The organism is Geodermatophilus sp. URMC 62 (genome assembly GCF_052931475.1).
On the sequence record NZ_JBRFHY010000001.1, the window covers coordinates 3,346,261 to 3,371,265 of the forward strand.

Below are 25,005 nucleotides of genomic sequence, written 5' to 3' on the forward strand. Positions count from 1 at the left end.
GGTGCGAGCTGTCAAGTCACGTAGACCAAGCCGGCCTCCAGGCCGATCGGCAGGTACTCCTCGAGGCGCAGGAGCAGGTTCGCCTCCCGCTGCGGCTGCTTGAGCAGGCAGAAGACGCCCATCTCGGAACCGTCCTCCGCGCCGGACCTGATCTGGGCCGGGCAGAGTCCACGCAGCTGCGCGTAGTCCGGCCGCCCGTACTTCTGGGACTCGAAACCGGGTCGCAGCCACTGACCGATCCGGGCCTCCAGCGCGCCCTCCCACGAGGCGGGCAACGCGGTACCGGAGGCGGCGGCGTCCTTCTTGCGCTGGTCGATCTGCCGCCGGATCTCCAGCGCGGGTTGGCACCGGTACGTCTGCGGCGTGGCCGAACCGGGAGGCAGGTAGCAGAAGCGGACGCATCCCGACTGGAGCCGGTCCACGTCGACCCTGCCGGTGAAGACGGACTCGCTGGCGAACTGCAATTCGGCGAAACGCGAGGTGCCGAAGAGCGTCGACCGCTCGACGTGCGCGGGCGGGCCGCTGGCGTTCCCGGCATCGGAGACCGCCACGCCCTTCGGTGCACCATCGGCCAGGATGCCGTCGACGATGCAGTCCAGCAGCCACAGCCGCGTGACGTGCGCCGGGATCTGCAGGGCACCGACGATGCTGAACGCGAGCTGCACCTCCAGGCGCGTGTTGAGCCGGGCTCCGGCCGCACCGGGGGCGACCACGAGGCTCGGCCCGGTCGGCCGGGGGGTGAGCTCCTGCGCCACCGACCGGCCCGGCACCAGGGTGCTGTGCAGGACCCGGAGCACGTCTAGGTCCCCGTCGATCCGCAGGCCGCCCTCCACCAGCAGCCCGTTCAGGCTCAGCGACGCCCCGGGGCCCGCCGTCCCGACGGTGACGGACCCGCTCGGTGGACGCACGTGGGGGCGAACCCCGTCCGCGGCTTGGATCGTGAGCGCCTCGCCCGCGGCGAGCGTGATGGCGGCGACGAGGTCGTAGGACAGCGCGTCGGTGACCTCGATGACCGTCGCTGGAGCCGGCGCCCGCGCGGCGATGGCCGTCTCGAGCGCGTTCCCGCCACCCGACACCAGGACCGGCGCCGGAGTGCGGGCGAGCCACTTGCCACGGGCGTACTCGCCGCCGCCGAGGTCGGCGCTGAAACCTTCGCACCAGGTGACCCTGAGCTCCCCTCCGTCGCGGTCCTCGGGCAGGACCAGCCGGCCGCGGGCCACGTCGATGCCGATCCGGGGCCCGGTGGGCCGGGGCAGGCCCTCCCAGTGCTCGAGGTTCGTGCAATACATGTCGGTCGCGGGGACCGGCTCACCGTTCACGGAGACGATCAGCCGGGCGCATCCCTCCGGGCCGTAGAAGGAGGACGACCGGAGAGCTGGCGGCGGTGCGGGCGGCGGCGGAGCCGGCCGTGGTGACGACAACTCAGAGAGGTCGTTGGAGAACGCGGCCGGCCGGATCGGGGCGTCGATGCTCAGCTCGGTGGCACGACCGGCCCCGGTGGGCTCGCCGTCGCCGGCGGAGAACAGCGGTACGTCTTGGCCGAGCGGGCTGAACGTGTAGCGCCACGTGGTCCCGGCGATCCTCCGGGGGACCGTCGCCGTCCGGGGTTGGGCCTTCAGCCGCCACAGGAAGAACCCGATGTGGTCGATGCCGTACCAGCCCTCGACCCCGGTGAGGGCGCGGACGTCGGCGGTGTGCGTGGCGGTGTCCCACGGCCCGTGGATCCGGTCGCAGGCCTCGACGGAGCGCAGGTCCGGATGACCGTGGCACTGCGGCCGGAGGTGCCCGAGGTGCTGGGTCCAGTCCAGCAGCGCGAAGAACTCGACCGCTCGTGCGCCCCAGCCGGTGACGTCCCCGGCCAGCTCCTCGAGCGCCGCCGGGGTCCCTTTCCGACGCCGGTAGTAGATGGTCCTGGCGACGTCCGCCCGGAGCCGGATGGGGCTGGGGTACGCGAGGTCGGGTCCGGCCAGATCGGGGAAGAGCGACTGCGCGGTCGAGGCGGCGGTGGCGTTGTCCAGGTCGTGCAGCGGGACGTTGCCGACGAGGTCCCCGATGTAGGGCACGACCCAGCGTTGACAGGTCTCGATGAAGAAGTCGTCCCACAGCCGCTGGAGATCCGCTCGGACGTCGTCGGCCTGGCGGTTGACCAGCGCGAGCAGCGCCCGCAGCTGCTCGTCGTTGTCGGCGTCGGCGATCCGGTACACCGCCGGTAGGAGCTCGTACAGCCGGTCCGGGTTCCCCGGGACAGTGCTCACGGCAGGGCGCCTCCGATCGCACGCAGCGTCACGTCGAGCGCTGGGACCTCGATCCGGGGCAGCTCGGCGGGGAGGACCACGCCCGAGCCGCCGCCCCAGCGCGCGGGCAGCATGAGCAGCCGGGCGTGCGGCTGGGGCCGGCTGTCGTCGACCCCGTGGGCCGACCGGAACGCCGGGTCACTGCTCTTGAGGTCGAGCCGGTCGATGTCGACGGCCTGGACACCCTCGATGTCCTGGAGGATCGAGTAGACGTCGCTCAGGTGCAGCGGTGCGGCGAACTCGCGGCGCTCGAAGGACAGCGCCTCGAGGAGGGCCGTCCGGGCGGCGTCGCGGACGGCCTCGCCGACGTACCGGGGGTCGACCCGTACCGAGCCGGCGACGACGACGGCGACGGGCGTGTAGTTGCCCATCAGGAGCGGGTGGTTGGGATCGCGCTCCGCGTCGAGTGTCGCCGCGAGCCGGGCCAGGCCGTCCGGTGAGAAGGTGGCCCCGCCGTGGCCCGCGACCGTGACGTGGACGACCCGGCAACGGCCCGCCCAGACCCAGGCGGACCGGGCCTTGGCGATCTCTCCGCCGGTCAGGGCTGAGTCCTCGAAGTCGCGGAGGGAGATCGCCCGGCCGAAGGTGCGAACGGTGCCGGGGGCAGCCTCGCGGGCACGGTCCAGGGGCTCCGGGTCTGCACCACCGTCGGAGGGCAGGGGGTTGATGGTGCTCTTCAGCCCGGTCGGCCGGTCGAGGAGCGTCGTCAGGGTCCCGGCCCGCACCCGTCCGGCCTCGCCGATCCCCTGGCGGTAGGTCGCCACGACGTTCTGGCGACCGGTGGGCAACCGCGCCCCCGTCGTACCGTCCCCGAACTGGACCGTCATCGTGCCGTCGTCGGCCAGCCGCGTCGTGAAGACCTGGTCCACGGGCCCGGCCGCGTACAGCGACCCCACCTCGCGCCAGGTGACCCCGTTGACGGTCAGCAGGAGCGACGTCGCGACGCCCCCCGGGACGGCGGCCGGGACGAACGTGACCGGCTTCTTCCTCAGCGTGAATCGCTGGAACGCCCGGGAGGCGTCGCCGTCGCCCAGGATCTCCGATCGGACCGTCTCGCCGTGGCTCGCCGGCACGATGTTGCCCAGGAGTTCGGCCGACCCACGGCTCAGCATCACCGGTGCACCGGGCGCGAGCGACAACCGCAACCACGAGCGGCCCTCGTGCCGGGGGACCGGTGGCAGCAGGAGGAGGCGGTCGTCGATCACCGTCACGACGAGCTCCAGTGCTGCGGCGAGGGCACCGGCGAGGCCGGGGAGGTCCACGACGGCGACGTCGAGGTGGTGCACCGCCGGCGGGTCGACGCCGACTCGGACCTCGACGTCCCCGGTGACCCGCGTGCCCGGCAGCGAGGTGACCGGTCGCGACAGCACGCCGTCGGTGAACCGGGCCCGACCCGGGTCCAGACCCAGGCCGACGACGGTCTGCCCGTCGGCCGGGGACGGCCCGCACTCCACGGGGTCGCCCGGGATGCCGGCGACGACCGCGATCGAGTCCGCCACGGCCCAAGCCCTCGCGTGTGCGAACGTCGGTGACCCCGACAGCGACCCGCGGATCGCCGCCTGGAGCGCTGCGGCGAGCTCGGCCGGTGTCCGGCCACCGACGGTGGCGGCGGCCAGCGTGACGGTCTCGACCGCCACCCCACCGATCCGGACCGACAGCTGGAGCCGCGGGCCCAGCCGCTCGGTGCCGACGGTGGTTCCCAGCTGCCCGGACAGGAGGACGGTCACCGGGAGTGCGCTCGCCGCGTCGAGTCCGAGTGCCGCCACGGTGGTGGTGTCGGCGCCGGCCGGGCCGACGGCGACGTCCGAGCCGATGAGCGTGCCGCCCTCGACCGTCGCCGGGACCGGCTGCCCGCCCTCCGCGTCCCGGAGCAGCACCTCGCGCCCAGGGGACAGCTCCGCGACGTCCAGCACGGTGCCCGGCCGGTACCGCCCCCCGTCGACGGTGCGTCCGACCTCGAGCGAGGTCCAGCCGGCCCGGCGGCCGGGCAGCAGGACCGTCCCGGAGGTGAGGGTGTCCGGGTACGCGTACGGCCACAGCCGCAGGGGCTCACCGATCAGCTCGTAGACGGTGATGTCGCGGATGTCCCCGCCCGTCGGCAGCTGCTCCAGGCCCTTGCCCTCCTCGATGGCGGTGTCCAGCGGAGTCAGCGCGACCTGCGTCACCCGTCCCGTCTGTGCCGTTACCGGCGTCCCGCCGGCGACCGACGCATTGCGGGTGACCCGTCGCTCGGCGACGCCGGAGACGCTGAACGGGACGGCGCGGACCGCGCCGACCGCGGTCGAGACGACGAGGAGGGTGGCGCCCGGCTGCAGGTCGTCGACCCGGAGGTCGAAGGAGATCGCGTCGCCGGTCGTGCCGTCGCCATGCAGGGAGTAGTCCGTGACGGCCTGCGTGAGGAACGTCGTCGCCGGGTCGCCGGGGGTCTTCTGCCGGGCGACGACGAAGGAAGGCGGGGCGTCGTAGCCGAAGAGGTGGAAGGTTCGCCCCAGGCGGTGGGCGCGCACGGTCGGCTGCTCGGCACCGGCTGCCTCGTCGTACCCGTCCCCGCTGACGGGTGTGGACCACTCGACCGTCACCAGGTCGTCGGTCACGTCGACCCGCGCGACGGTGAGGGTCTCGATCGCCGCCGGTGCGTAGAGCAGGACCTGGTTCCCCGGGGACAGGCCCGCGACCGTCCGGACCGCGGCGTCGTCCGGGGCCGCGACGCCCCGGGTGGCGCTCCGACCGGTCGGCGCCACCGGCACGGGCGCGGGGAAGACCCGAAGCCGGTTCAGGCGGGCATCGGCGACCAGCAGTTGCAGGGTCTCGTACTTCTGCGGCTGCTCGGCCTCCGCGGGCACGCTCTGCACGCGGGTGCCTGGAGGGACGGTCACCGTCGTGCCGGGCTCGGCGGTGACCGCGAGGCGGCTGGTAGCGGCGACGCCACGGGCTGGTTCGTAGCCGAGCACGCGGACCAGTCGCAGCATCGAGTCCCGGCTGGTCGCCGTCCGGAGGAAGGCCTCGTTCGCGATCCGCTCCGTGTAGAAGGTGACGACGTCCGCGACCGCCGACCACATCTCGGTCATGGCAACCGAGTAGTCGTCGCTGATGCGCGACCGGAGACGCGCCAGTTGCGGGGTTCGCGCGAGCTCGTCGAGCAGGGCCTCCCGGAAGGTCGCGTACGTGCCGAGCCGGTAGTCGATGGACGACAGCCACGGACGGTTGCCGTGCTGCCCGCTGCGCCAGGCGCCCGAGCTCCCGCCGCAGCCACAGGTGCAGCTCATGACCCACCCGCCGCGGTGATCGTCAGGGTCCCGCTCTCCCTGCGGTTCGGGTCGTTGTCGAGGCGCGCGATCTCCCAGGCGCCCACGGGCAGCACGCCCCGCTCCAGCTCGCCGGCCGGCGACCGGCCGTGCCGGTGGAAGGCGGTGACCAGCGCTGACTCGACGCCCTCGACCCCGGTCGCCGCCGCGTACACCCGGCTGAGGTGGACCGGCTGGCCGAAGGTCAGCTTCCCTGGGTCGAACAGGCCGGTGCCATCGCCTGGTCGCACGCCGGTGAGGACCACCTCCACGGCCCGGGCGACGTCGCCGCGGAAGAACCCGGGCTCGACGCAGATGTGGAGGGCGAGGTCGAGGGGCACGTAGGTTGCTGCCCGGACCTCGAGGTCGTAGCCGGCGAGGCGGTACCGGTCGAGCACGTCGAGCACGCCGTCCCGCAGCGCCGGCGCGAGACGGGTGGCACCGCGCGCGTCCGTCCACAACTGACCCGGATCCGCCGGGTCGACGGCCACGAGCACCGTGTGCCAGCTCCCCGTCCAGCGGAAGCTCGCCACCGCGCCTGCCACGCCGGGGACCGTCGACGCCGCTGCGCTGTAGTCCTCCTCGGTGACGGCCCGGAACTGCGTCGAGCGGAAGGCGGCCGGTGCGCCCTGGCGGACCTCCTCGAGCGACTCCGGGTCGACGCCGTCCCGCGCGGGCAGGGGATTGCGGACCCTGGTGATCACCAGGGTCGGCGGCCAGCCGGCCGGCAGCGGGGAGGGCACGACGATGTGCGCGAGTGCCTCCGCCCCGATGTTGCCGGCCCGGCCGACGCCGATGCGATACGTGGCGGTGATGCGCGCAGCGTCCAGGAGCCGCCGACCGTACTCGCCGTCGCCGAAACGGAGCACCGCCCGGCCGCTGCCGTCGACGTCGGCCACGAAGTCGGCATCGAGCTCACCGCTGGACAGGAGGTCCACGACCGGTCGCCAGCGCTCCGAGGTACCCGCCGATCGCTGCACGACGAGGTCGATCGCGGGGGCCGCCTGCCGCACGTCGCAGGACATTTCGGGTGCGCGGCAGCGCATGGTGAGGGGACTCTGGTGCAACCGCAGCCGGGCGCGCTCACCGCCGTGGGGAGGGTCGAACCGGTGATCCTCCGTGACCGTCCGGCCATGGTCCGCGAGCGCGATGTTGCCCCTGGCCAGCGACACCCTGCTGACCGTGGTCCCGTCGGCGAGCTGGGCCGAGAGGGACAGCGGGAAGGTGAGCGCGTCGGCTGCGCGCCAGGTGACCTCGAGGAGGGGCAGCGTCTGCGCGACCGGTAACGGCCCGTCCGCGGGCCGCGGCTCCATGGACCCCGGGTCGAGTGCAGCCCGGAAGAGCTGGTCGTGCATCAGGTCCGCCTGGGGGTCGGCAGGGTCCGTCGGATCCGGCACGAGCCGCTCGACCAGGACCACCTGCCGGTGGTCCGGGTCGGCGTCGGCCGGGGAACCGCTGTCCGGCCCGCGCACCTCCTCCAGCAGCAGGTGGTCACCGACGCGCAGGGGCGGGCGGATGGCCGCGGTCGTGGCCGGATCGACCGCGTAGACGTGTGCGCTCGTCGAGCCCCGCGGCAGGCAGCACCGCTCGTTGCCCCACGTGTGCAGCCGCAGCTCGTTGCACGCGCTGTGCACGCGCTCCGCCATGGCGGTCTCGAACACCCGCACGTGGCCCAGCGCCGGGTCCGTCGCGTGGTCGTCGAACCGCTCACCCGCAGCATCCACGCCGCTGAGCGGGTGCAGCTGCGTCCCCGGTGGTGCGACCGGCTGGGGCGGCGGTGTGGCCCCCGGGACGCGATCGAACCGCAACGGCTCGGCGATCCGGGTCACGAGCTGGACCCCGGCGGGGATCTCGCCGTGCCCGTCGACGGCGAGGTGGACGTAGGTCCAGGCGTTGCGGCCGTCGTGCATGCGGTAGTCGACGAGTCCCGCATGCCTCTTCACCGACTCCCGCTGGCGGGCAGTGTCGAGGTAGGGCTCGTTGGCAACGGCGTCTTGGAGATAGGCGAGGTGGTCGCCCTCGTAGGCGAACAATTCCAGCAGGGCCATCCCGACGTCGGCCGGGGCCCGCTCGGTCCACGCGGGTGTGTTCTGGGCGACGAGGTCGACGAGGAGCTGGCGGAAGCTGGCGTAGTCGCGAGCCAGGTAGTCCAGCGCGGGCTCCGGCAGCGTGTCGGGCGGGCAGGAGTCCGGCGGCGCGCAGTCGAAGTCGACCGGGCAGCCGGGCCGGAAGTTGACCGGCGCGACGGAGAAGAGCCGGTCGAGCCCGTCGAACGCCCACGCCCAGCTCGCGGGAGGTCCACCGCTCCAGCCGATGGTGAGGAGGTAGGGGGAGAAGTCACCCTGCTGGTCGACGGTCACCTCGAGGACCCTGGCGTCGATCCCGATCCGCGCACGCACCACCCGGACGGGCACGATCCTGGTGCCCCCCTGGACCTTGATGGGGGAGGGGTCGACCGGGAGCCCGTAGGCGCCCGCCGGCAGGTCCAGGAGGAAGTGGACGAAGACCACGGGCTCGCCGGCGACGACTCGGAACTCGACGTGGTCGATGCCGTTCAGCGCGGCCCGGGCGAGCAGCAGTTGGCGCCGGGCGTCGTCCCGGCAGCTGGGGCCGAGCAGCCGCAGGACGTCGCTGGCGGCGGAGGCGCTCATCACGGCCGCCAGGGCGAGAGGAAACGTGCCTCGCGCTCCTCGCCGGTGCGGCGGTCGGAGAAGACGACGGTGACGGTCAGCCTCTCGTCCGATGCCACGACGTCGACCCGGTGGACGACGATCACCGCGTCCAGCCAGCGACTGAGCGAGCCCTGGACGAGGAACTGGGTGGCTGCCGCGAGGGCGGCGGAGTTCGGCATGAACGTGAGCTGGCCGATCCCGCACCCGAAGTCCGGGCGGTTGACCCGTTCCCCCGGCGCCGTGAACAGCACCTGGTGGATCAGGTCCCGCACGTGGTCGGCCGGGTCGGTCTCGGCCGTACGACCCCGCCCGTCGACGTGGTAGGGGAAGTCGAAGAAGGTCTGGTCCATCGCTGCGCTCACCCCTCGTGACCCTGGACCCGGTGCTCGACCGGCGTCCCGCCGGCGTCCAGCACGCCGGCCCGCAGCTCCCCGTCCGCCCTCATCCCAGCTTCACCTTCATCGACAGCAGGTCGGGCGTCGGTGGCACGGCGGGGGCCACCGGGGGAGCAGGAGTGACCGGGAACGGCCCCGCCGTCTGCCCGGGGTGCATGTGCGTGTTGAGGCCCTGGACGAGCTGGTTCAGGTACGTCGTGAGCTTGTCGCCGAACACGCCGGGATGGCTGCCGCCCGAGACCAGCTCGACCTGCGGGGCCTCGACGACCACCTTGGTGGAGCCCTTCACCGTGACGGTTCCACCCTGGACCTCAATCCTGAGCAGGTTGGCACCGTCGGAGTCCGAGATCGCGATCGTCCGGCTGTCGTCGTGCAGAGCCACGAGGAGGCCCTGCTCGCTGCGGGTGACCTTGACGTCGGGTGTCGCCCGCGACCCGCCCTCGTCGGTCGGCACCTTGTCGCTACCCCACCAGCAGCCGACCCAGATCGGGCGTGACACGTCCCCGGCCTCGAATTCGAGCCACACCCCCGCGCCGACGGCGGGGACCGCGTAGGTCCCCGTCGCGTCGCCGGCGTACGGGACGCACGGCAGGGCCCAGCCACTGTCGACGTCGGCCAGCACCTCGGGGACCCGCGCCCTGACCCGCCCCTGGCCGCGTGGGTCCTGGTTGTCGGTCACCGTGCCCCGGTACTTGCCGTAGTAGCGCCGGACCTCCCGAGGCGGGGGAGCGGAGACGCCTGGGGCGGCGCCGGGGGACGTCACGAGGGGCCTCCGGTCACAGCGGGCCTCCTGTCACGACACGACGGCATCGTCGCTCCTGAAGCTCTCCCGGCGGGTCAGGCCGGTGGCGTTGCGGCGCAGCCTGAACCGCTGGGTCCAGCTCCCCTCGCCGTCGATGGTGTGGAGGACCCGCTCGACGTAGTAGCGGCCACTGAACTCCTGGCCCACGCCGCGGACCATCACCGGCTGCTTGGCGCGCAGCACGCGCGCGAAGGCGACCGTCTTGAGCTCACCCTCGGCCACGATCGCCCAGCTCGAGCGGTCGACGACGGACTGCGCGTACCGCTGCACCTCACCGGCCTGCGCCATGCCCAGCTGGCTCAGCAGGACCGTGCGCGGGCGGGCGGCGGGGGTTGCCGGCGCGTCGCCCATGCTGCCGGCCTGGGTCGGCTCGGCGGCGTCGCCGGACTGCGCCGTGGCGTCGTCGGGATCGATCGTCGCAGCTAGGGCCACCGCTGGGCCGAGCATGTCGTACCGGGCCCGGAACCGGTCGACGTTGGTGGCGGCGCCCATGTTCACGGTCAGGGTCCCCTGCGGTGTTGCGTCCGGGCGGGGCGGGTGGAAGTGGCCCTCGACCTGACCGCTCGGGTTCAGCTCGACGTAGCACTCGTACCCGTTGCGGTCGGCGAGCTGCTGGAGGAACTGGATGTCCGAGCCGCGCTGGATCAGGGTGTGGTCGTTCTCCTGACGGGACCACCCGGTCGACTCGACGACGGGGGTGAGCTGGTACGTGGCATCGGAGAAGATGGCCTCCGCGACATCGGAATCCGTCATGTTCGGCCAGGGCCTGACCTTCTCGTCCAGGTGCATGAGGACCGTCGGGTCCATCGCGGTGACCACCATCTCCGAGCCGCCGGGCCGGCTGGAGAAGGTCGTGTCCACGTCCACCACATAGGCGTCGAGCAGGGGCAGCGCGGCGCCCGTGCCGACGGTCACGGTGAGTCGCAGGTTGGCGAGTCGGGTGAACAGCGCGTCGTCGAGGACCGTCCAGCCGCCGCCGTCCTCCCTGACCGCGACGGCGAGGCGTATCCGCATCATGTCCGCCATGGAGACGTGGTCCTCGACCTCGATCTGCTTGATCGCGTCCAGGACCTCGGCCGGAGCCGGGACCCGGTCGATCGTCAGGGAGTAGCTGGTGGCGGCCACGTCAGTCCGCCACGGGCGGGATCCGGATGACGGCGCCCTCCTCGAGCAGATCCTCCGGCCACATCGCCCCGTTCGCGTCGCAGATCCGCCAGAACCGTTCCGGGTCGCGGTAGTGCGACCAGGCGACGTGGTCGAGGCGCTCACCGGCGAGCACCTGGTGCCCCACGAGCGCGGGCGTGGCCGGGATGAAGCGGGTTGCCTTATACGCGATCTCCCGACCGGAGGCGTCGGTGAACGTCTGGGTGGGGACCTTCTCGTAGCGACTGCCCTTGAAGAACACTGTCCACTCCCGAGGTCAGTGCGGGATGAGGTTGCGGATGCCGGTGAGTTGCGAGCCGGGACGCCTCTGCAGCGCCAGGCCCTCCTTCGTCTTCTGGTAGGTGATGAAGGCGTCGCGGCCGATGCTCGAGTCGCTGAACTCCATGTAGGTCAGCACCTGCATGCCGAGTTCGACCTTGGCGGCGATGGGGTTGAGCCGGGTGTCGAACGCCTCCTCCGACACCGCGAAGCTGGTCAGCTTCACCGGGACCACTCGCGACGCGCCCCAGACGAGGAGGATCAGGGGCAGGTCGGCCGGGTTGACCTGGACCTGCCCCGCGGCCGCCTGCTGTTCGATGGCCAGGGCGTTCAGCGTGGGCGGGTACATGAGCAGTTCGAGCGTGGCCAGCGCCGGGTGCAGGCCGTGTTCGGCCACGGCCGCGTTCTGCTCCGGCTCGGCCAGCTGGTCGGCGGCGTGCAGGTCGACGGTCAGGTTGATCGTCTCCAGCGGCGGCCCGGCGACCCGCAGGACGTCCTCCTTGGCCGCTCCAGACGCGCCGGCGGCCGGGGCCGGGGCGGCCCGGTGGGCCAGAGTGCGCTTCATCGCCTCCGGGTTGAACTGGAAGACGATGACCGAGCTCGGCTGTGATCCGGGTGTGTGCGTCGGGTAGACGGCGAGCGCGCCCTTCTGGACGTTGGGGCGCAGCGGCGATTCGGCAGGCATCCGTCACTCCGATTCTCTGGACGTCGGTCGGCTCGCCGTGCTCGGCGTGAGTCGGTCCTCGAGAAGGGCTGAATTCTGAGGAGGGCGGTGATCAAGGTCCGGACCATGTGCCCCGCGCCTGGATTCGCGGAGCGAGACGTCTGGTTGCAGCCGGCCATCGACCACTCGGACGGCCGCGGAGGCGCCCCTGCGCCGGTCGGGTTGGTCGTCCACTGCCCGCGGGCCGTGCAGCGAGGCACACAGTGGCTTTGGGCTCTCCCTGACACCGGGTCCCGGTAGCTCCGGCGCGGCTCGATCCGGCGGCTCCTGCCGCGGCAGGTCCACGGGACGGGAGCCGGCGATCCGCACGCTGGAGGCGTCACCCGGCTCGAGGACCACGTCTTCGAGGCGAGCGGTGCAGTCATCGGACGGTGAGCCGGAACTCGTCATCCCGGCCTCACGGCACCAGTGAGTAACTGACGAGGGCGGGATCCCTCGCCGTTGATGTGATGTTCTTCGCGAGCGCATCGTTGTAGTCCTCCGCGACGCGCTTGAGGAAGTCGTCTGCATCCGCGAAGGGTCCGTCTTTGCTGCGGATCTCCGTGATGCGGCGCGCAGGGAGCACGGTGATGCCGAAGACGCGACTGAGCTCTCCGCGGCCAGCGAAGTTGATCTTCGCTGGGGCGAGGGAGCCGCTCAGGTCAGGCAGACCTGGGGACTGCGTGTACGTTCGCTTCGCGGACGGCGGTTTCTCCGCCCATGCGCCGCTCTTCTCCTCGTAGCCACCCCATTCCATGGAGATGTACGAGGGGAACCCGATGCCGTGCGTGGCGCTCGGGGCGTGGAACCTGACCTTCACGTCGTACCACAGCATCACCTCTGGCTCAGGTCCTGTGCCGGCCAACGCCTTGTACGCCTCGTTCTCGATCTTCCTGTCGAACACCTGGTTCGTCTCCACACCCAAGGCGGGAACGAGGTTGGAATCGACGGCCTGGCCGCCGAGGGCCGCGGTCAGGAGGTGCATGCGAACCCACTTGGAACCCTTGCTCAGCCCTGCGGCGACGACCACGTCCCAGGACTTCGGGCGCTGCGACACGCTGTCCTTCGTGGGAGTGCCCGTGTCGAGAACCTGTTTCGTCAGGAACTTCGACTTGAAGCTGGGCGCCAACACCCCGGCCACGAACGGCGGGAAGAGTGCCGGCGGGAAAGGCGTGGTGGGTCCGAGGTCGTGTTTGGCCAGGAGCTCGCCCAGTCGTTGCAGCTCTGTCGAGAGGGAGTCGGCCTTCGTCTGGCGAGTCGGGTCGATGACGCCCTTCGTGGGCTTGACGGCGAGCTGATCCTGCAAGCCCTTGACAATTCCGTACTGCGTCCTAGCGTCCGCCAGGGCCTGCTTTTGGGCCTCCTTCTTGGCGGGGTCCTTGGTGGCCTTGGCGCCGGCTGCCCACTCCGCGAAGAAGACGGCCATTGTTCGTGGCGACGTGCGTACGACGAGATCGGCGTTCTTCTCCTCGCCCTGGAACACCAAGTCGTGTTGTTCGCCGTCTGTCGTCCTGAACCTCGCCCTGGCCCGCCACCACTCGAGGAGCGTTCCGGCCGCGCCCTTCACCGAACCGACGAGCGATTTGGCTTGGGCCACGATCCAGGCGATGGCGGCGTCGATGCCCTTGTCCATCTTGTCCTGGATCCCGGTGATGACCTTCTTGACCGCCCCGCTCACGTCGCCGAGGCCGATGAACCGCGCCAGGAAGCCCAGGATCACCGGGATCGTCCGGGCCATGGCCTGTTCCACCCAGTTGGCAGCCTGCGCGGTCTTGCCCTGCGCGATGTTCGCGATCGAGTCCACGACCGCCGCGACGAAGGCGGCGATCTGCTTCGCGCGCTCGATGAAGAAGGCCACCGTGTCGTAGGTCGCGATGATGGCCTGGATGACCGCCCCGGCGGGGTTGAACATCGTGATCAGCTTCGTGACCGCGGCTGTGACGATCCTGGTGACGGCCCAGTCCCTGATGCCGCCGATCACCATGTCCCAGAGCGAGTCGATCGCCGCGACGATCTCCTTCCACGCGGCCGCGGGTCCTTCGGTGACCAGCGTCTTGAGGTACGCGAACGCGGCCTCCAGCATCGAGACGGTCTTCTCCCCGAGCACCTTCACGAGCTTGACCCGGAGCTTGGCGTAGGTGACATCGAGGACCTGGAGGACCAGGTCGAGGATGCCCCTGAGGTCCCAGACCCTGGGCAGGACCAGCCCAGCGCCCTCCAGCGTGCCGACCAGCCAGTTGACCAGACCGGTCTTGAGGTGTTCCCCGATGTTCCTGGCGAACTGCTGGACACCCTTCTTGACGGCGGCGACGAGATGGCCGACGAAGGCCACGGGATCCTCGACGATCCTGGCGAAGGTGGCGCCGATCTTGCGGACGATGCCGACGATCTGCAGACCGATCGGGCCGGCGATGAGCATGGCGCCCTCGAAGACGAACTCGAGGACCTTCCTGCCGACGGCGACCAGGAACGTGAGCAGCCGGAGGACGGTCGGGCCGAAGACGGCCCACATCTTCTCCAGCAGCAGTGCAGGTGCGAGCAGGTCGGCGACCCTAAACGCGTCCCAGGCCTGCGTGAAGAGCAGCCGGATGCCCTCCCACGTCAGCTGGAGCTTCTTGACCTCGCCCGTGAACCAGGTGGCCGCCTTCTCAACGGCCTTCGACTTCTCCAGGTTCTCCTTGATCTTGTCGCCGCCGTCGACGAGGTCGAGGACGGCGAAGATGATGCCTTTGAGCGTCGGCCTGACCTCTTCCCCGGTGACCGGGTCCCGGCCCAGGACCATCGTGAGGAGCGGATAGCCCTTCTGCTTCTTCGCCCACGCCCCGACTTCCCTGAGAACGAGGTCCTTGAGGACGTGGAGGACCTTGACGCCCACCGCTCCGACGAAGGTCCAGACCCGGGCGACCACCGGCGCGAAGATCGGCTTGAGCTTCTCGTTCCACGCCGCGAGCGGGTCGAGGACGTCGCTCACGCCGACTGCGTCCCACGCGCGGTCGACCAGGGCGGTCAGGCCCTTGTGGGTCAGGTCGAGCGTGGCGACCTCCAGGTCCCACCACTTCGCGACCGCGTCGAGCTGCCCTTCCTTGTCGAGCTTGTCGAACAGGGCCGGGCCGTCGGGCACCAGCTCCAGCGCGGCGCGGATCCAGTCCCGGGTGGTCCCTGTGACCGGCACGTCCCGGATCGGGTCGTAGCCGATGATCAGCGTGATGAGGTGCCAGGGCGGGAAGTCCTCCACGAGGAAGTCGTGGATCTGGCCGCTGATGGCGGCCTTGGTGTCCTCGAAGAGCCGCTGCACCCGGCGCGGTGCCGTGAGCAGGCGGGCCGCCCGGGCGGCGCCGGACTTCTGCTGGATCGTGTGGGTCAGCTCGTGGGCGATGAGGTGCTGGCCGGCGGGGGTCTGCGGCTGGTACTCCCCGGCGCCGAAGAAGACGTGGTCGCCGACGGTGAAGGCCCGCGCTCCGAGCCCGCGCGCGGCCCCCGCCGCCTCGGGGCCGACGTGGACCCGGACTTCGGAGAAGTCGAAGCCGAACCGCGGCTCGAAGAGCGAGCGCACACCCGGGGCCAGCTGGGTGCCGCCGTGGCTCAGGCTCGCGATGCCCGCCTCGATGCCGGCCGGCGCGACATGCGGGCCGGTGGTGCCCGACGGCGTCCTCCGTGCCTTCTCGTCCCGCTCGTCGTCCTCCTTCGTCGGAGGCTCGCCCTTGCCGATCGCTCGCTGAGCCGCACGCAGCAGCCCCCCGGCCACCGGCTGGGCGGCGAACACCGACGACGCCGGGGCCCGGCTCCCGAAGGTCACGGCGTCGGCAGTCCGCTCGGCCTCCCGCTCGAACGGGTCGTCGGCGGGCCCGACGAGCAGCCGCGGCTGCACACGGCCGGCCGGTGTCCGGTCGAGCGCCGGTGCGCGGTGCTCACGCCGGTCGCGCGGCGGCGCCGTACACGCGCGCGAGCGGGCCGCCGGGGTCCCGGACGGGCGTGTGATGAGGGTCAGCCGGTCACCCATCGGACACCTGCCCGTCGAGCGCTGCGGCGATCCCGGCCGCCACCGCTCCGGCGACGGCCGGTGAACCGCTCAGGGGTCCCGACCGCACGCGGACGCCGCTGCGCGCGGTACGGCCCGGGGGCAGCGGAGCCTCGGCCAGGCCGGCGGCGACGGCCTGCTCGACCAGCGCCCGCAGCTCCTCCGCCTCCAGTCCGGACGCCGGCCCCCCGCTCACGACGACCCGGTCGACGTCGACCTGCCAGTGCCGGCCCGTCATGACCGGGCCACCGTGAGCCAGGGGCCGAACTCGGCGGCGCTGATCGGCTTGGCGAGCTTCGCGTATTCCCGTGCCGCTGCCCGCATGACGTGATCCATCCCGATGGCGACGTCGTCGGTCGCGGCCAGGAAGGCGGCGTTGAGCGCGATGGACCGGATGTTGCCTCCCGCGATCTCCAGCCGGGACAGCTGGCTGGGGTCGATCCCGTCCAGCGCCGCTTCGGCCGGGAAGACCCGCTCCCAGATCCGCCGCCGGTCGGTCGCTGCCGGGAACGGGAACTCGACGACGAACCGCAGCCGGCGGAGGAAGGCCCCGTCGAGGGCCGAACGCCTGTTGGTCGCGAGGATGGCCAGCCCGGAGTAGTCCTCCATCCGCTGGAGCAGGTAGTTGATCTCCAGGTTCGCGTACCGGTCGTGGCTGTCGCGGACATCCGTCCGCGTGCCGAAGAGTGCATCGGCCTCGTCGAAGAGCAGGATCGAGCCACTGCGCTCCGCGGCGTCGAACACCCGGCGGAGGTTCTTCTCCGTCTCGCCGACGTACTTGCTGACGACCCCGGCCAGGTCCACCCGGTGCAAGTCGAGCCGGAGATCGCCGGCGAGGATCTCCGCGGCCATCGTCTTGCCCGTGCCGCTGGGCCCGGCGAAGAGCGCGGTGATCCCGCGACCCCGGGCGAGCTGGGCGCCAAAACCCCACCCGTCGTAGACCTGGGCACGGTGCGGGACCTGCCCGGCGAGCTCCTCCAGCTGTGCCCGCACGTCGTCACCGACGACGATGTCGTCCCAGCAGAACGACGGCACGATCCGCCGCGCCAGGTCGTCCAGTTCGCTCGCCGACTGGTCCCGGCAGGCGTTCCACAGGTCCGGCCCGGTGATCTCCGGGTCCGCCTCCCGCGCTGCCCGGTCGACGACCTCTGCGATGGCGGCGGCACCGAGGTCGAACTGCTGCACGATCGCGTCCACCTCGCCGTTGACCGAGTGGGGGTGCCCGGCCAGCGCGCTGCGCCACAGGGAGCGCTGCTCGCCGCGGTCGGGCCTGGCGACGCGCACCACGTCCATCCCCGGTCCGGCCGACCGCCAGCGGTCGGCGCTCAGGAGGAACAGCGGCGCCGCGAGGGTGCGGACGAGCTCGTCGATCACCCCCGCCACCTCGGAGGACTGCTGGTGGTGGGCCCCGTCCACGACCAGGGCGACATTCGCCAGCAGGGCCTCCCGACCAAGGAGGGAGACGACCTCCCCCCGCACGGTCGGGTCGGTCGCCGCGAACCGCTCGACCTCCAGCCGCCGTGGGCGCAGCCCCAGCCGGGCGGACGCCAGGTGGACGGCATCCATGCCTCCCGCATCTGCGGCACCGATCACGTTGACCGTCGGCCAGGTCCCGGCCTCTCGCTCCACTAGCGCGACGATCGCGGCAGCGGCGCGGTTGGTCGTCGCGCTGGGAGATGCATCGGGGACGACGTTGAGGAAGGCCTCCAGCCGGCTGTCCGGCCGGTTCAGCCCCCGGAGGTAGTCGCTCATCCGGTCATCGACGGAGAGCTCCCGGAGCAGGAGCGGCTCGTGGGCGTCGCGCACGTCGACCAGGCGGAGTCGGCGGAGCGGCCGGGCTGGCACGAGACAGTCAGGTGCGACGATCCTGTCCTCGGGAGCGGCGAACAGCCTGAGCGCCAGCTGGAGCGTGGCGGACTCCCGCCGGACGTCGTCGTGCAGCTCGGCGAAGGCGGCCGCGAAGGCGGCGTCGAGGGCGGGAGCGGCGGCCAGGAGCAGCAGCTCCTCCTCGAACCGCGACAGTCCGGCGAGCTCACCGAGCACCGGGAGGGCGGCACCCGAGGACTCCTGCTCCATCGCTGCCTCGATCTCCGAGAGCTGTTGCCCGAGCGCCCCGATCCGCTCGTCGAGGGCTGCGGCCGTGGACCGGCCGGCGGCCGTGCCGCCACCGGCGGACGGTGGATCGGGAGGGTCCCCGGCGACGAGCCAGTCGGCAACCGGGCTGCTCTGGGCGGCGTCGCGCTGGGTGACGGCGTGTCGGAGCAGCCGGAGCCGCAGACGCCGCAGGCTCGTCGTCAGCCACGCCGCGTTCCGCGTCCGCCAGGCCGCCTGCGTCGTCATCCCGGTAGCTCCACGTCGGCGCGGTCGGTGCTCTCCGCACCGTTGACCCGCACGCGGACGGCGAACCGCGCGTGCAGCAGCAGCTCGGCCACCGACGTGTCGTCCCCCGGCACGGCGTCGAAGGACACGGGACCCGCGACACCGGGGACGAGGAGGAGCTGAGCCCCGCTGACGCCGACCTGCGTGTCGGCGTAGGCGGGCAGGGACGAGGCACGCTTGATCGTCGACCGGAGGTCGGCTGCGAGGGCCTCCAGCGACATGCCGGTGGCGACGGGGACTACCACGGGAGGATGCGGGCCGATCGTCACCTGGAGGCGCGGGGCCGGTGACGACAGGACCGGCGGTGTGCTGTGGGCACCGGAGGCCGCCGCGTCGCCCGCGCCCGCCGGTGGGGACGCGGTGAGGCCGAGGTCGTCGGCGAAGGAGGCTCCGCCAGGTGACGAGAGGGTGATCGGCGACGTGAGATCGCCGGGCACGACCACCAGCCGGTCCTCCCACAGATCGACCCGGACGCCGGTGAACCGCGGGTCGGTGGGCTCGGCGTCCCGGATGAGGCCGGCCAGGACCGCGGGGACGGACCGTCGGGGCAGCTCGGCCGGCAGCAGCGTGGCCGTGGCCGTCCGGACGGTGCCCCCGATGTCGACCGTGAGGGTGTGGGACGCCGTCCCGATCGGGACCGATTCGGGGATGGGTCCACCGATGACCACGGGGACGCCGCGGGCCGGCAGCGTCGTCGGGATCGGCACGACGATCGCCGTGCTGCTCTCCTGCAAGTAGTCCGCGCGTTGCACGGCACTGCGGCCGATGACGGTCTCCCCGCCCGGGGCGGGACTGATCAGTCGCGTGCCCGCGATGTGCAGCGTGCGCGGTGGACCGGCGGTGACGGCGAGTCCTGCGGGATCGACGGTAGGCACCAGGACGAACGCGGCATGGCCGGAGGAGAACGAGCTCTGCGGCACCTGAGGATCCCGGACGGTGACCCTCACGGTGTGGACGCCCGGTTGCAGCTGCTCCGCGTCGGGGAGTACCACCTCGACCCGGTCCGGGCGTGCGGATGTCGCGGACACGGTGAGATCGCCGAACGCCACGGACGTGACCGGGCCGGACAACGAGTTCCCCCCGAGCACCAGCGTGTCCCCGACGCCGGCGTAGGGAAACGGCTGCTCGACCGTCTCGGACCGGCGCCGGACCCGGACCTCGCCGATGGTGGGAGCCTGGATCCTCAGTACGTGGAGCCACGGTCCCGGTGCCGGCGCATCCGTGGGCTGCGGTGCGGCCGTCGCGCTGGCCGGCCGGCCCACCGGACGCGGGAACGTGCGCTGCCGGCGGCTCTCGATCTGGACCACGTTCACCACGTAGGCGGCGGAGAGCCGGTACCGCAGGGCGAGGGCCGTCCAGACCTTGGTGACGTCCTCCAGCGTCAGCGGCTCCAGGCTCAGGCGCACCCGCTCGTAGCCGTCGCGGAGACTCTCGTGCAGTACCGGACAGCCGCTCGGGGGCCTGACCGACACGAGGTCGTCGGTCACCACGGGGACGTCGTGGAGCACGCGCATCGCGCTGCCGAGCAGGAAGTGCGCCGTCGTGTCGTCGAACAGCGATGACCCGTTCGACGTCGGGGTCTCCGTGTTGCCGTAGGCGGTCACGAGGTAGTGAAGGTCCAGACTGAGGGGCGGGTGACCGTAGCCACCGGAGCCGCCGCGTCCGGGGATCTCCTGGTTCTGCAGCCAGCCGTTCTCGCTCACCCGGTACAGGAACAGGTTGATCCGGGGATCCTCCTTGTGCTGGTCGGTGTCCTTGGCCGAGAACGGTGGCGGAGCGATGGTCACCGGGACCGACGAGAGCCCGTCGGGCCGGTCCATGCGGTCGACCAGCAGCTGTTGGAGCGTGGCGCTCACCCCGCCGATGGCCCGGAAGTCGCTCACGGTGCCCTCACCAGGGTGATGGTGCGTAGGTGCGGAGTGCGGTGAACTCCTCGAAGCCCCCACCGCGGGGTGGGACCGATGGCGCGGGTGGGGGTGCGGCGGGAAAGGGGTCGGCCGCTGGGGCCGCAGCTGCATGGATCTCGATCGTGCCGATCCGGACGGAGATCCGCCGTTCGGGCGCCGGGTCGGCGTAAATGACCGGTGGCGTCGGTAGGGAAGGCCGGGGAACCGCCGGCACCGCTCCGGTCGCCGGCTCCGCCGGCCCTGGTCTCCCGTCCGCGGGCACGTCCGTGCGCTCGGCGGTCCACGGGGCCGTCCGGTGGGGCTCGGGCCCGGCCGCGGCCGGCACATCGGGCGCGGCCGGTACCTCAGCTGGGGCGTCGGCGTCATTCCGGGCGCCGGGCCCGTGGTCGTGGTCGTGTGACCGGCGAGCGTGCACGGGATTGAGCGGCCGGGGCACCGGGCCCACCACGGTCGCCCGTGCAGGCCGCGCTGCATCCGGTGAGGACCTGCGGGGCGCCGGCTCACGGACCGCCGGCCCGGGCGTGCCCGGCCGGTCCGCGCCGACTGGGGGGTCGTCGGGTCGCGGTCGTGGCGCCCCCCTCGCGGGGGTCCCGGGTGCGGCCGGCGCGGCCGCCGCCGGTGCGGGAAGTGCCCCGGCAGCGGGCGCGGCCGGTCGACGTGCGACCGCGGCCGGGCCCGGAGCCGGCGGGACCAAGGCCGGGCCCGGAGGTCGCGGGACTGCGGCCGCGCCCGCCCCACCTGCCGGCGTGCGCACCTCCGGTAGCGCGGCGGGCCCGACCGGCACCGGGGGGCGCGTGGCGCTTCCCGGGTCGTGCGGCACCACGGCCTCGCCGGCGGCGTCGGCGGCGGGTGCCAGGAGGGGGTCGGCACCTGCCTGTCCGGGCCTCTCGGCGGCGGCCGGGGGGATCGCGTGTCCCCTCGTCCGCGGATGGGCCAGGGGACGACCCGCGCTGCGGCGTGCGAGGTTGACGAGGTAGTCGGTCACGTCGCGGTCCTGACCTGGGCGCGGAGGTCGGGGTTGCCGCCGGCCAGCAAGCCGAGGTACCGCTCACGGCGGCCGGGGGACATGGCGAGGATGTCCTGCTCGGTCCAGTGGTAGTTCAGCGCGAGGACGTGGACGTCGTACAGGAGCTGTGTCGTGCGGGCGTCGAGCTCCTCGAGCAGGAAGGACCCCGTGTCGAACAGGAACTCGAATGCGTGGCCGCAGACGGGGCAGACACCGTCGAACTGCAGCTCTGCCTGGGGATCGCGCTCCGCCATGTCTGCTGCGATCTTCGCCGCCGCTCCTGGGCCGAGCACCTCGACCGGGACCGTCCGCCCGTCACGCCGAGCCTCGGTGACGCAGGCCCGCAGGATCTGCGCGGCGGCCAGGTCGGCGTCGACGGCGGCGAGGAAGCCGACCGCATCCAGATCGCACGCCGTCGGCAACCTGAACCGGACGACCTCGCACACCCCGTCGACCTCGCGGAGCAGCCGGTACTCGCGCCGAACCTCCGGGTAGGGGGGGACGAGGAGGCGGGAGATCGCCAGCTGCAGCTCCATCGGCTCGCCGCACGCCGACCCCGGGCACCGGAGCACACACTCGAAGGCGTCCCCGAGCGTGATCCGGCGCAACTGCAGCAGGAGCGCCTCGCGATCGCCCACCGTCAGGGAACGGGCCAGCGTGCCGGCGTCGTCCTCTTGGATGCAGCGGGCCAGCAGCGCCGTCCCCCGCTGGCCGGCGGCGCAGACACCTGCGGTGTCGAGCAGGAAGGCGTGGTCCTCGCTGCCGACCGCCCTCAGATGAACGGAGCGGACCGGTTCGGGTCCGTCGCCCCAGATCCCACCAGGCACGGTGGCGAGGACCGTTCGTGGCGCCGCGTCCGGGGCGACCGCGGCCACGTCACACGACCGCGCCGTCGAAGAGCGGCTCGGTGGGCTCGGTGACGCTCGGGTCGCGCTGCCAGCCCTCGTGCTCGATCTTGATCGACTGGATCAGGATGGCGTTGGCATTCGCGTCCAGGTCGGCCTGGGCGGTGAACTCGCTGACCCACGCGCGGAAGACCTGATAGGAGATGACCTTCTGGCCCGCCTCGTTGAACACGTCGATCGTCAGGTTCCGCCGGAAGTCCTTGAGCGACACCTCCTGCGTGCGTTGCTCGGCCACGGCCTGGGCGTTGCCGAAGTGCCAGACCTTGTTGGCCCAGAGCTCGAACTCCGGGTCGTGCGTGACACCCCGCTCCATCGTGATCGCCTCGTACTTGGTCCGTCCGGGTGACTTGTGGCTGCTGGACGGATCGCCTCCCTCGCGGTGTTCGACCATCTCGGTCGTGCGCTTGAGGGCACTGACCTTGCTCACGCCGGCGATGTATCCGGTGCCGAAACTGACCCGGAACTTGAAGTTCTTGTACGGATCGAACCGCGCGGGGTTGACAGTGAACTTGGCCATCGCTCAACGCCCCTCAGGACTGGATCGCGCCCGCGATCTGCTGGAACTGGATGATCACGAACTCCGCTGGCTTGAGCGGGGCAAAACCGACCACGATGTTGACCCGCCCGAGGTCGATGTCGTTCCGAGTCGTCGTCTCCTTGTCACACTTGACGAAGTACGCCTCTTGAGGTGTCCGCCCCTGGAAGGCGCCCTGCGCGAAGAGGGTGTGCATGAACGCCCCGAGGTTGAGCCGGATCTGCGCCCACAACGGCTCGTCGTTCGGTTCGAAGACGACCCATTGCGTCCCTCGGTAGAGGCTCTCCTCGAGGAACAGCGCGAGCCTCCGGACCGGGACGTACTTGTACTCGTCGGCCAGCGTGTCGGCCCCGCGGCCGGTACGGGCTCCCCAGCTCACAGTGCCGTGGACCGGGAAGGTGCGAAGGCAGTTGAGAGCCAGCTGGTTGAGCTTCCCGTTCTCCCCGTCGGTGAGCTTGTACTGGAGGCCCGTTGCGCCGACGATCTTCGCGGCCGTGCCTGCCGGCGCCTTCCACACGCCCCGCTCGGCGTCGGTCCGCGCGTACAGCCCGGCGAGGGCCCCCGCAGCGGGATAGGTGCTCACCACGTTCGGCTTGAGTGGGTCGGGCATGCGCAGGCGGGGGAACGAGAGCGCCGCGTTGCGGCTGCGCATCGGAGAGGCCTGCGTGTCCATCCACACCTGCGCGGCTTCGAAGGTCGTGACGGTCTCGGGCAGGTCGATGAGCATGAACGCGCGTCGGCGCTGGCAGTAGGCGATCGCCTCGGTGAGGACGCCGGGCATTCCGGCCGTCGCCGTCGCGTCCGGCATCACCAGCATGTTGAACAGGTCGACGTCCTCGAGCGCATATATCCCGGACTTGCCCGACTCGCTCCCGGTCAACTCGCCGGATCCCGGTGGCGTGCCGTCCTTCCCGACGAGGCCAGCGGTCTGGGCGAGCGCGTCGACGCCCACGCCGGGCGCGTAGGCAGCGACGTTCCGGGTGCCGGGGGCGCTCAAGCCGAGCGTCGAGGCGGTCGCGCCCGTGAAGGCGAACGAGACGTTGGGATCCGCCCGGTCGGGAACGATCCGCAGGGTGCTCCCGCTGAGCTGCACCGTGGTCCCCGCCAACAGCGGTTCGGTGCCGGCCGCCCCGACGAGGGCGGCGGCGAGCTGCGACGCCAGTGCCGAGAGGGAGGTGGGCGTCGACGTGGACGTGCCGGTGCCCCACACCCGCACGGTGATGCCCGACTTGACGGAGGTCTGGCCGCGGAAGACCTCGACGGTGAGGTCACCGTCCGGCGTGGTGGGCAGCGTCCCGACGCCCACCGTGCCCGTCCGGGCCGGCCGGGCGGCTGCCGCGGCGTCCACCTCGCTCCCGCCGTGCGCCGTGCCGAGTTTCAGCGTGGCCGTGGCGCTCGCCGCGCTCGCATCGAGGAAGCGGATCGATGAGTGCTCGGCCGGGTGCTCGGCATCGGTCACGGCGGTGAACTGCAGCCGGTTGCCACCGATCGTGCGACCGGTGATCCCCGGCGGGCTGATTGCGGTGATCGCCGCCTGGACATCGCTCGCGATGGCGGCGAGCGCACTGGTCAGGTCTGTCCCGGGCGGCGTGGGTGCGGCGATCCGTACCTCGAACGGACCACGGCCGTTGAGCGTGTAGGCCAACCGGTAGCCCGGGGCCAGCGGTGGGGTGAGATCGGTGAGGGCCAGAACGCCACTGGTGCTCGTGCCGGCGGAGAAGGTGATCGTCGGACGTGTCGCCTCGACGAGGGTCGACACGGAGCCGATCACGTCGAGGACGTAGGCGGGGTGCGCGCTGTCCATGCTCAGGTTGCGGAGCACCTCGCTCCGGCCGACGACCAGCTCGCCGTTCCGGTCGATCAGTTCATCGACTCGGAGGTTGAAGAGGGCTTCCGGGTCTGCGGTGTCGTAGTCGACGTCGATCCGCAGGTTGTTCCCCCAGGCTCCCTCGGACGCCGCGGTGATGCCCAGTACGGCCGACCCGGTACCCGGGTCGTTCTTCAGGGTCACCGAGGCCGCGTCGGCTCCCTTCGCCACCCGGACGACGTAGGCCTCAGTCCCCCCGTTCTGGAAGAAGTGCTTGACGCAGTGGCTCAAGGGGCTGTCGACCGTGACTCCGCCGAGGGCCCGCTCGAAGTCGGCGAAGCTGAAGAGGTGGGTCGCCACGTTCACGGCTCCGCGCCGGGTGTAGCCGACGAATGCTGTGATCGCGGTAGCAACACCCGTGATGGTGTGCACACCACTCGGGATCTCCTCGATATACACACCCGGGTATGTCGGCGCGACCGGCATCTGTCCTCCTCGGAGCAGTGCCCCCGGTCGAGCGACCGCGGACTCGTCCCGGCATCGGGGCCCTCGGCGTAGCGTGGACCGCCCGCTCGCCGGCGTTCGCCGTGTTCCGGCGCCAGGGAGGAGATGCAACCAGCGAGCCGTCACGGGAGCGTCACCGACGCGTCACGGCGTCCGGCCGACCGACCACTCGGCGCCCCTGCTTGTCCCGAGCACCCTTGCCAGCCGGCGCTGCCGGCGCGCCCCTGTCGAGCCGGTGCTGGATGTACTCGGAAGACGACCGGAAGTCCGGCTGGCATGCTCCTCTGGCAGTCGCCGTAGGTGATGCGGCCGCGGGGCGACGCACCGATCCCGGTCGTGGTCGCGGTCAAGGAAGGTCGTTTGCGGACCGCT

15 protein-coding genes are annotated in these 25,005 nt (G+C 71.9%); all 15 read right to left on the bottom strand.

Annotated features, from left to right (window positions below; translation table 11 throughout):
- Window positions 1–11: 11 nt before the first annotated feature.
- Window positions 12–2,255 carry a hypothetical protein gene (locus ACU616_RS16370; protein ID WP_446759497.1) on the bottom strand — a complete coding sequence of 748 codons (2,244 nt, stop codon included), beginning with the start codon at window positions 2,253–2,255 and terminating at the stop codon, window positions 12–14.
- The gene (locus ACU616_RS16375) at window positions 2,252–5,560 is read right to left on the bottom strand and encodes a putative baseplate assembly protein (protein ID WP_446759498.1); all 3,309 of its coding nucleotides are present in this window, start codon (window positions 5,558–5,560) and stop codon (window positions 2,252–2,254) included. Before ACU616_RS16375 ends, ACU616_RS16370 begins: the two co-directional genes overlap by 4 nt.
- Window positions 5,557–8,229 carry a putative baseplate assembly protein gene (locus ACU616_RS16380; protein WP_446759499.1) on the bottom strand — a complete coding sequence of 891 codons (2,673 nt, stop codon included), beginning with the start codon at window positions 8,227–8,229 and terminating at the stop codon, window positions 5,557–5,559. Before ACU616_RS16380 ends, ACU616_RS16375 begins: the two co-directional genes overlap by 4 nt.
- Entirely contained in the window at window positions 8,229–8,612 is a 384-nt protein-coding gene (locus tag ACU616_RS16385; RefSeq protein WP_446759500.1) for a GPW/gp25 family protein, read from the bottom strand. Before ACU616_RS16385 ends, ACU616_RS16380 begins: the two co-directional genes overlap by 1 nt.
- 79 nt (window positions 8,613–8,691) lie before the next feature.
- Window positions 8,692–9,408 (bottom strand): phage baseplate assembly protein V, encoded by a 717-nt coding sequence (locus ACU616_RS16390; protein WP_446759501.1) that lies wholly within the window; start codon window positions 9,406–9,408, stop codon window positions 8,692–8,694.
- 30 nt (window positions 9,409–9,438) lie between these two features.
- Window positions 9,439–10,572 (bottom strand): phage late control D family protein, encoded by a 1,134-nt coding sequence (locus ACU616_RS16395; RefSeq protein ID WP_446759502.1) that lies wholly within the window; start codon window positions 10,570–10,572, stop codon window positions 9,439–9,441.
- A 1-nt stretch (window position 10,573) separates the two neighbouring features.
- A complete protein-coding gene (locus tag ACU616_RS16400; protein ID WP_446759503.1) occupies window positions 10,574–10,852 on the bottom strand; it encodes a hypothetical protein in 279 nt (92 codons plus the stop codon).
- Between the two features lie 15 nt (window positions 10,853–10,867).
- Window positions 10,868–11,554, bottom strand: a complete 687-nt coding sequence (locus tag ACU616_RS16405; protein WP_446759504.1) for a hypothetical protein — start codon at window positions 11,552–11,554, stop codon at window positions 10,868–10,870.
- Window positions 11,555–11,990: 436 nt separating this feature from the next.
- Window positions 11,991–15,572 (bottom strand): eCIS core domain-containing protein, encoded by a 3,582-nt coding sequence (locus ACU616_RS16410; RefSeq protein WP_446759505.1) that lies wholly within the window; start codon window positions 15,570–15,572, stop codon window positions 11,991–11,993.
- Window positions 15,565–15,828, bottom strand: a complete 264-nt coding sequence (locus tag ACU616_RS16415) for a hypothetical protein (protein WP_446759506.1) — start codon at window positions 15,826–15,828, stop codon at window positions 15,565–15,567. The genes ACU616_RS16410 and ACU616_RS16415 overlap by 8 nt, the downstream gene beginning before the upstream one ends.
- Complete coding sequence (locus ACU616_RS16420; RefSeq protein ID WP_446759507.1) at window positions 15,825–17,930, bottom strand: ATP-binding protein; 2,106 nt, start codon at window positions 17,928–17,930, stop codon at window positions 15,825–15,827. The genes ACU616_RS16415 and ACU616_RS16420 overlap by 4 nt, the downstream gene beginning before the upstream one ends.
- Window positions 17,927–19,852: a Pvc16 family protein gene (locus ACU616_RS16425; protein ID WP_446759508.1), complete on the bottom strand. Its 1,926-nt coding sequence runs from the start codon at window positions 19,850–19,852 to the stop codon at window positions 17,927–17,929. Before ACU616_RS16425 ends, ACU616_RS16420 begins: the two co-directional genes overlap by 4 nt.
- A 1,005-nt stretch (window positions 19,853–20,857) precedes the next feature.
- A complete protein-coding gene (locus ACU616_RS16430; protein WP_446759509.1) occupies window positions 20,858–21,709 on the bottom strand; it encodes a T4 family baseplate hub assembly chaperone in 852 nt (283 codons plus the stop codon).
- A gap of 49 nt (window positions 21,710–21,758) precedes the next feature.
- On the bottom strand, window positions 21,759–22,304 hold the full coding sequence (locus ACU616_RS16435; RefSeq protein WP_446759510.1) for a phage tail protein: 546 nt from the start codon (window positions 22,302–22,304) through the stop codon (window positions 21,759–21,761).
- Window positions 22,305–22,317: 13 nt separating this feature from the next.
- Window positions 22,318–24,615: a phage tail sheath family protein gene (locus ACU616_RS16440; RefSeq protein WP_446759511.1), complete on the bottom strand. Its 2,298-nt coding sequence runs from the start codon at window positions 24,613–24,615 to the stop codon at window positions 22,318–22,320.
- Between the last annotated feature and the right edge of the window lie 390 nt (window positions 24,616–25,005).

What these genes read in the sequence shown, in the direction of transcription:
- ACU616_RS16415 (WP_446759506.1), bottom strand. Translation starts at nt 15,828, where the DNA reads ATGACGGGCCGGCACTGGCAGGTCGACGTCGACCGGGTCGTCGTGAGC.
- ACU616_RS16375 (WP_446759498.1), bottom strand. Translation starts at nt 5,560, where the DNA reads ATGAGCTGCACCTGTGGCTGCGGCGGGAGCTCGGGCGCCTGGCGCAGC.
- ACU616_RS16435 (WP_446759510.1), bottom strand. Translation starts at nt 22,304, where the DNA reads ATGGCCAAGTTCACTGTCAACCCCGCGCGGTTCGATCCGTACAAGAAC.
- ACU616_RS16440 (WP_446759511.1), bottom strand. Translation starts at nt 24,615, where the DNA reads ATGCCGGTCGCGCCGACATACCCGGGTGTGTATATCGAGGAGATCCCG.
- ACU616_RS16420 (WP_446759507.1), bottom strand. Translation starts at nt 17,930, where the DNA reads ATGACGACGCAGGCGGCCTGGCGGACGCGGAACGCGGCGTGGCTGACG.
- ACU616_RS16405 (WP_446759504.1), bottom strand. Translation starts at nt 11,554, where the DNA reads ATGCCTGCCGAATCGCCGCTGCGCCCCAACGTCCAGAAGGGCGCGCTC.
- ACU616_RS16410 (WP_446759505.1), bottom strand. Translation starts at nt 15,572, where the DNA reads ATGGGTGACCGGCTGACCCTCATCACACGCCCGTCCGGGACCCCGGCG.
- ACU616_RS16380 (WP_446759499.1), bottom strand. Translation starts at nt 8,229, where the DNA reads ATGAGCGCCTCCGCCGCCAGCGACGTCCTGCGGCTGCTCGGCCCCAGC.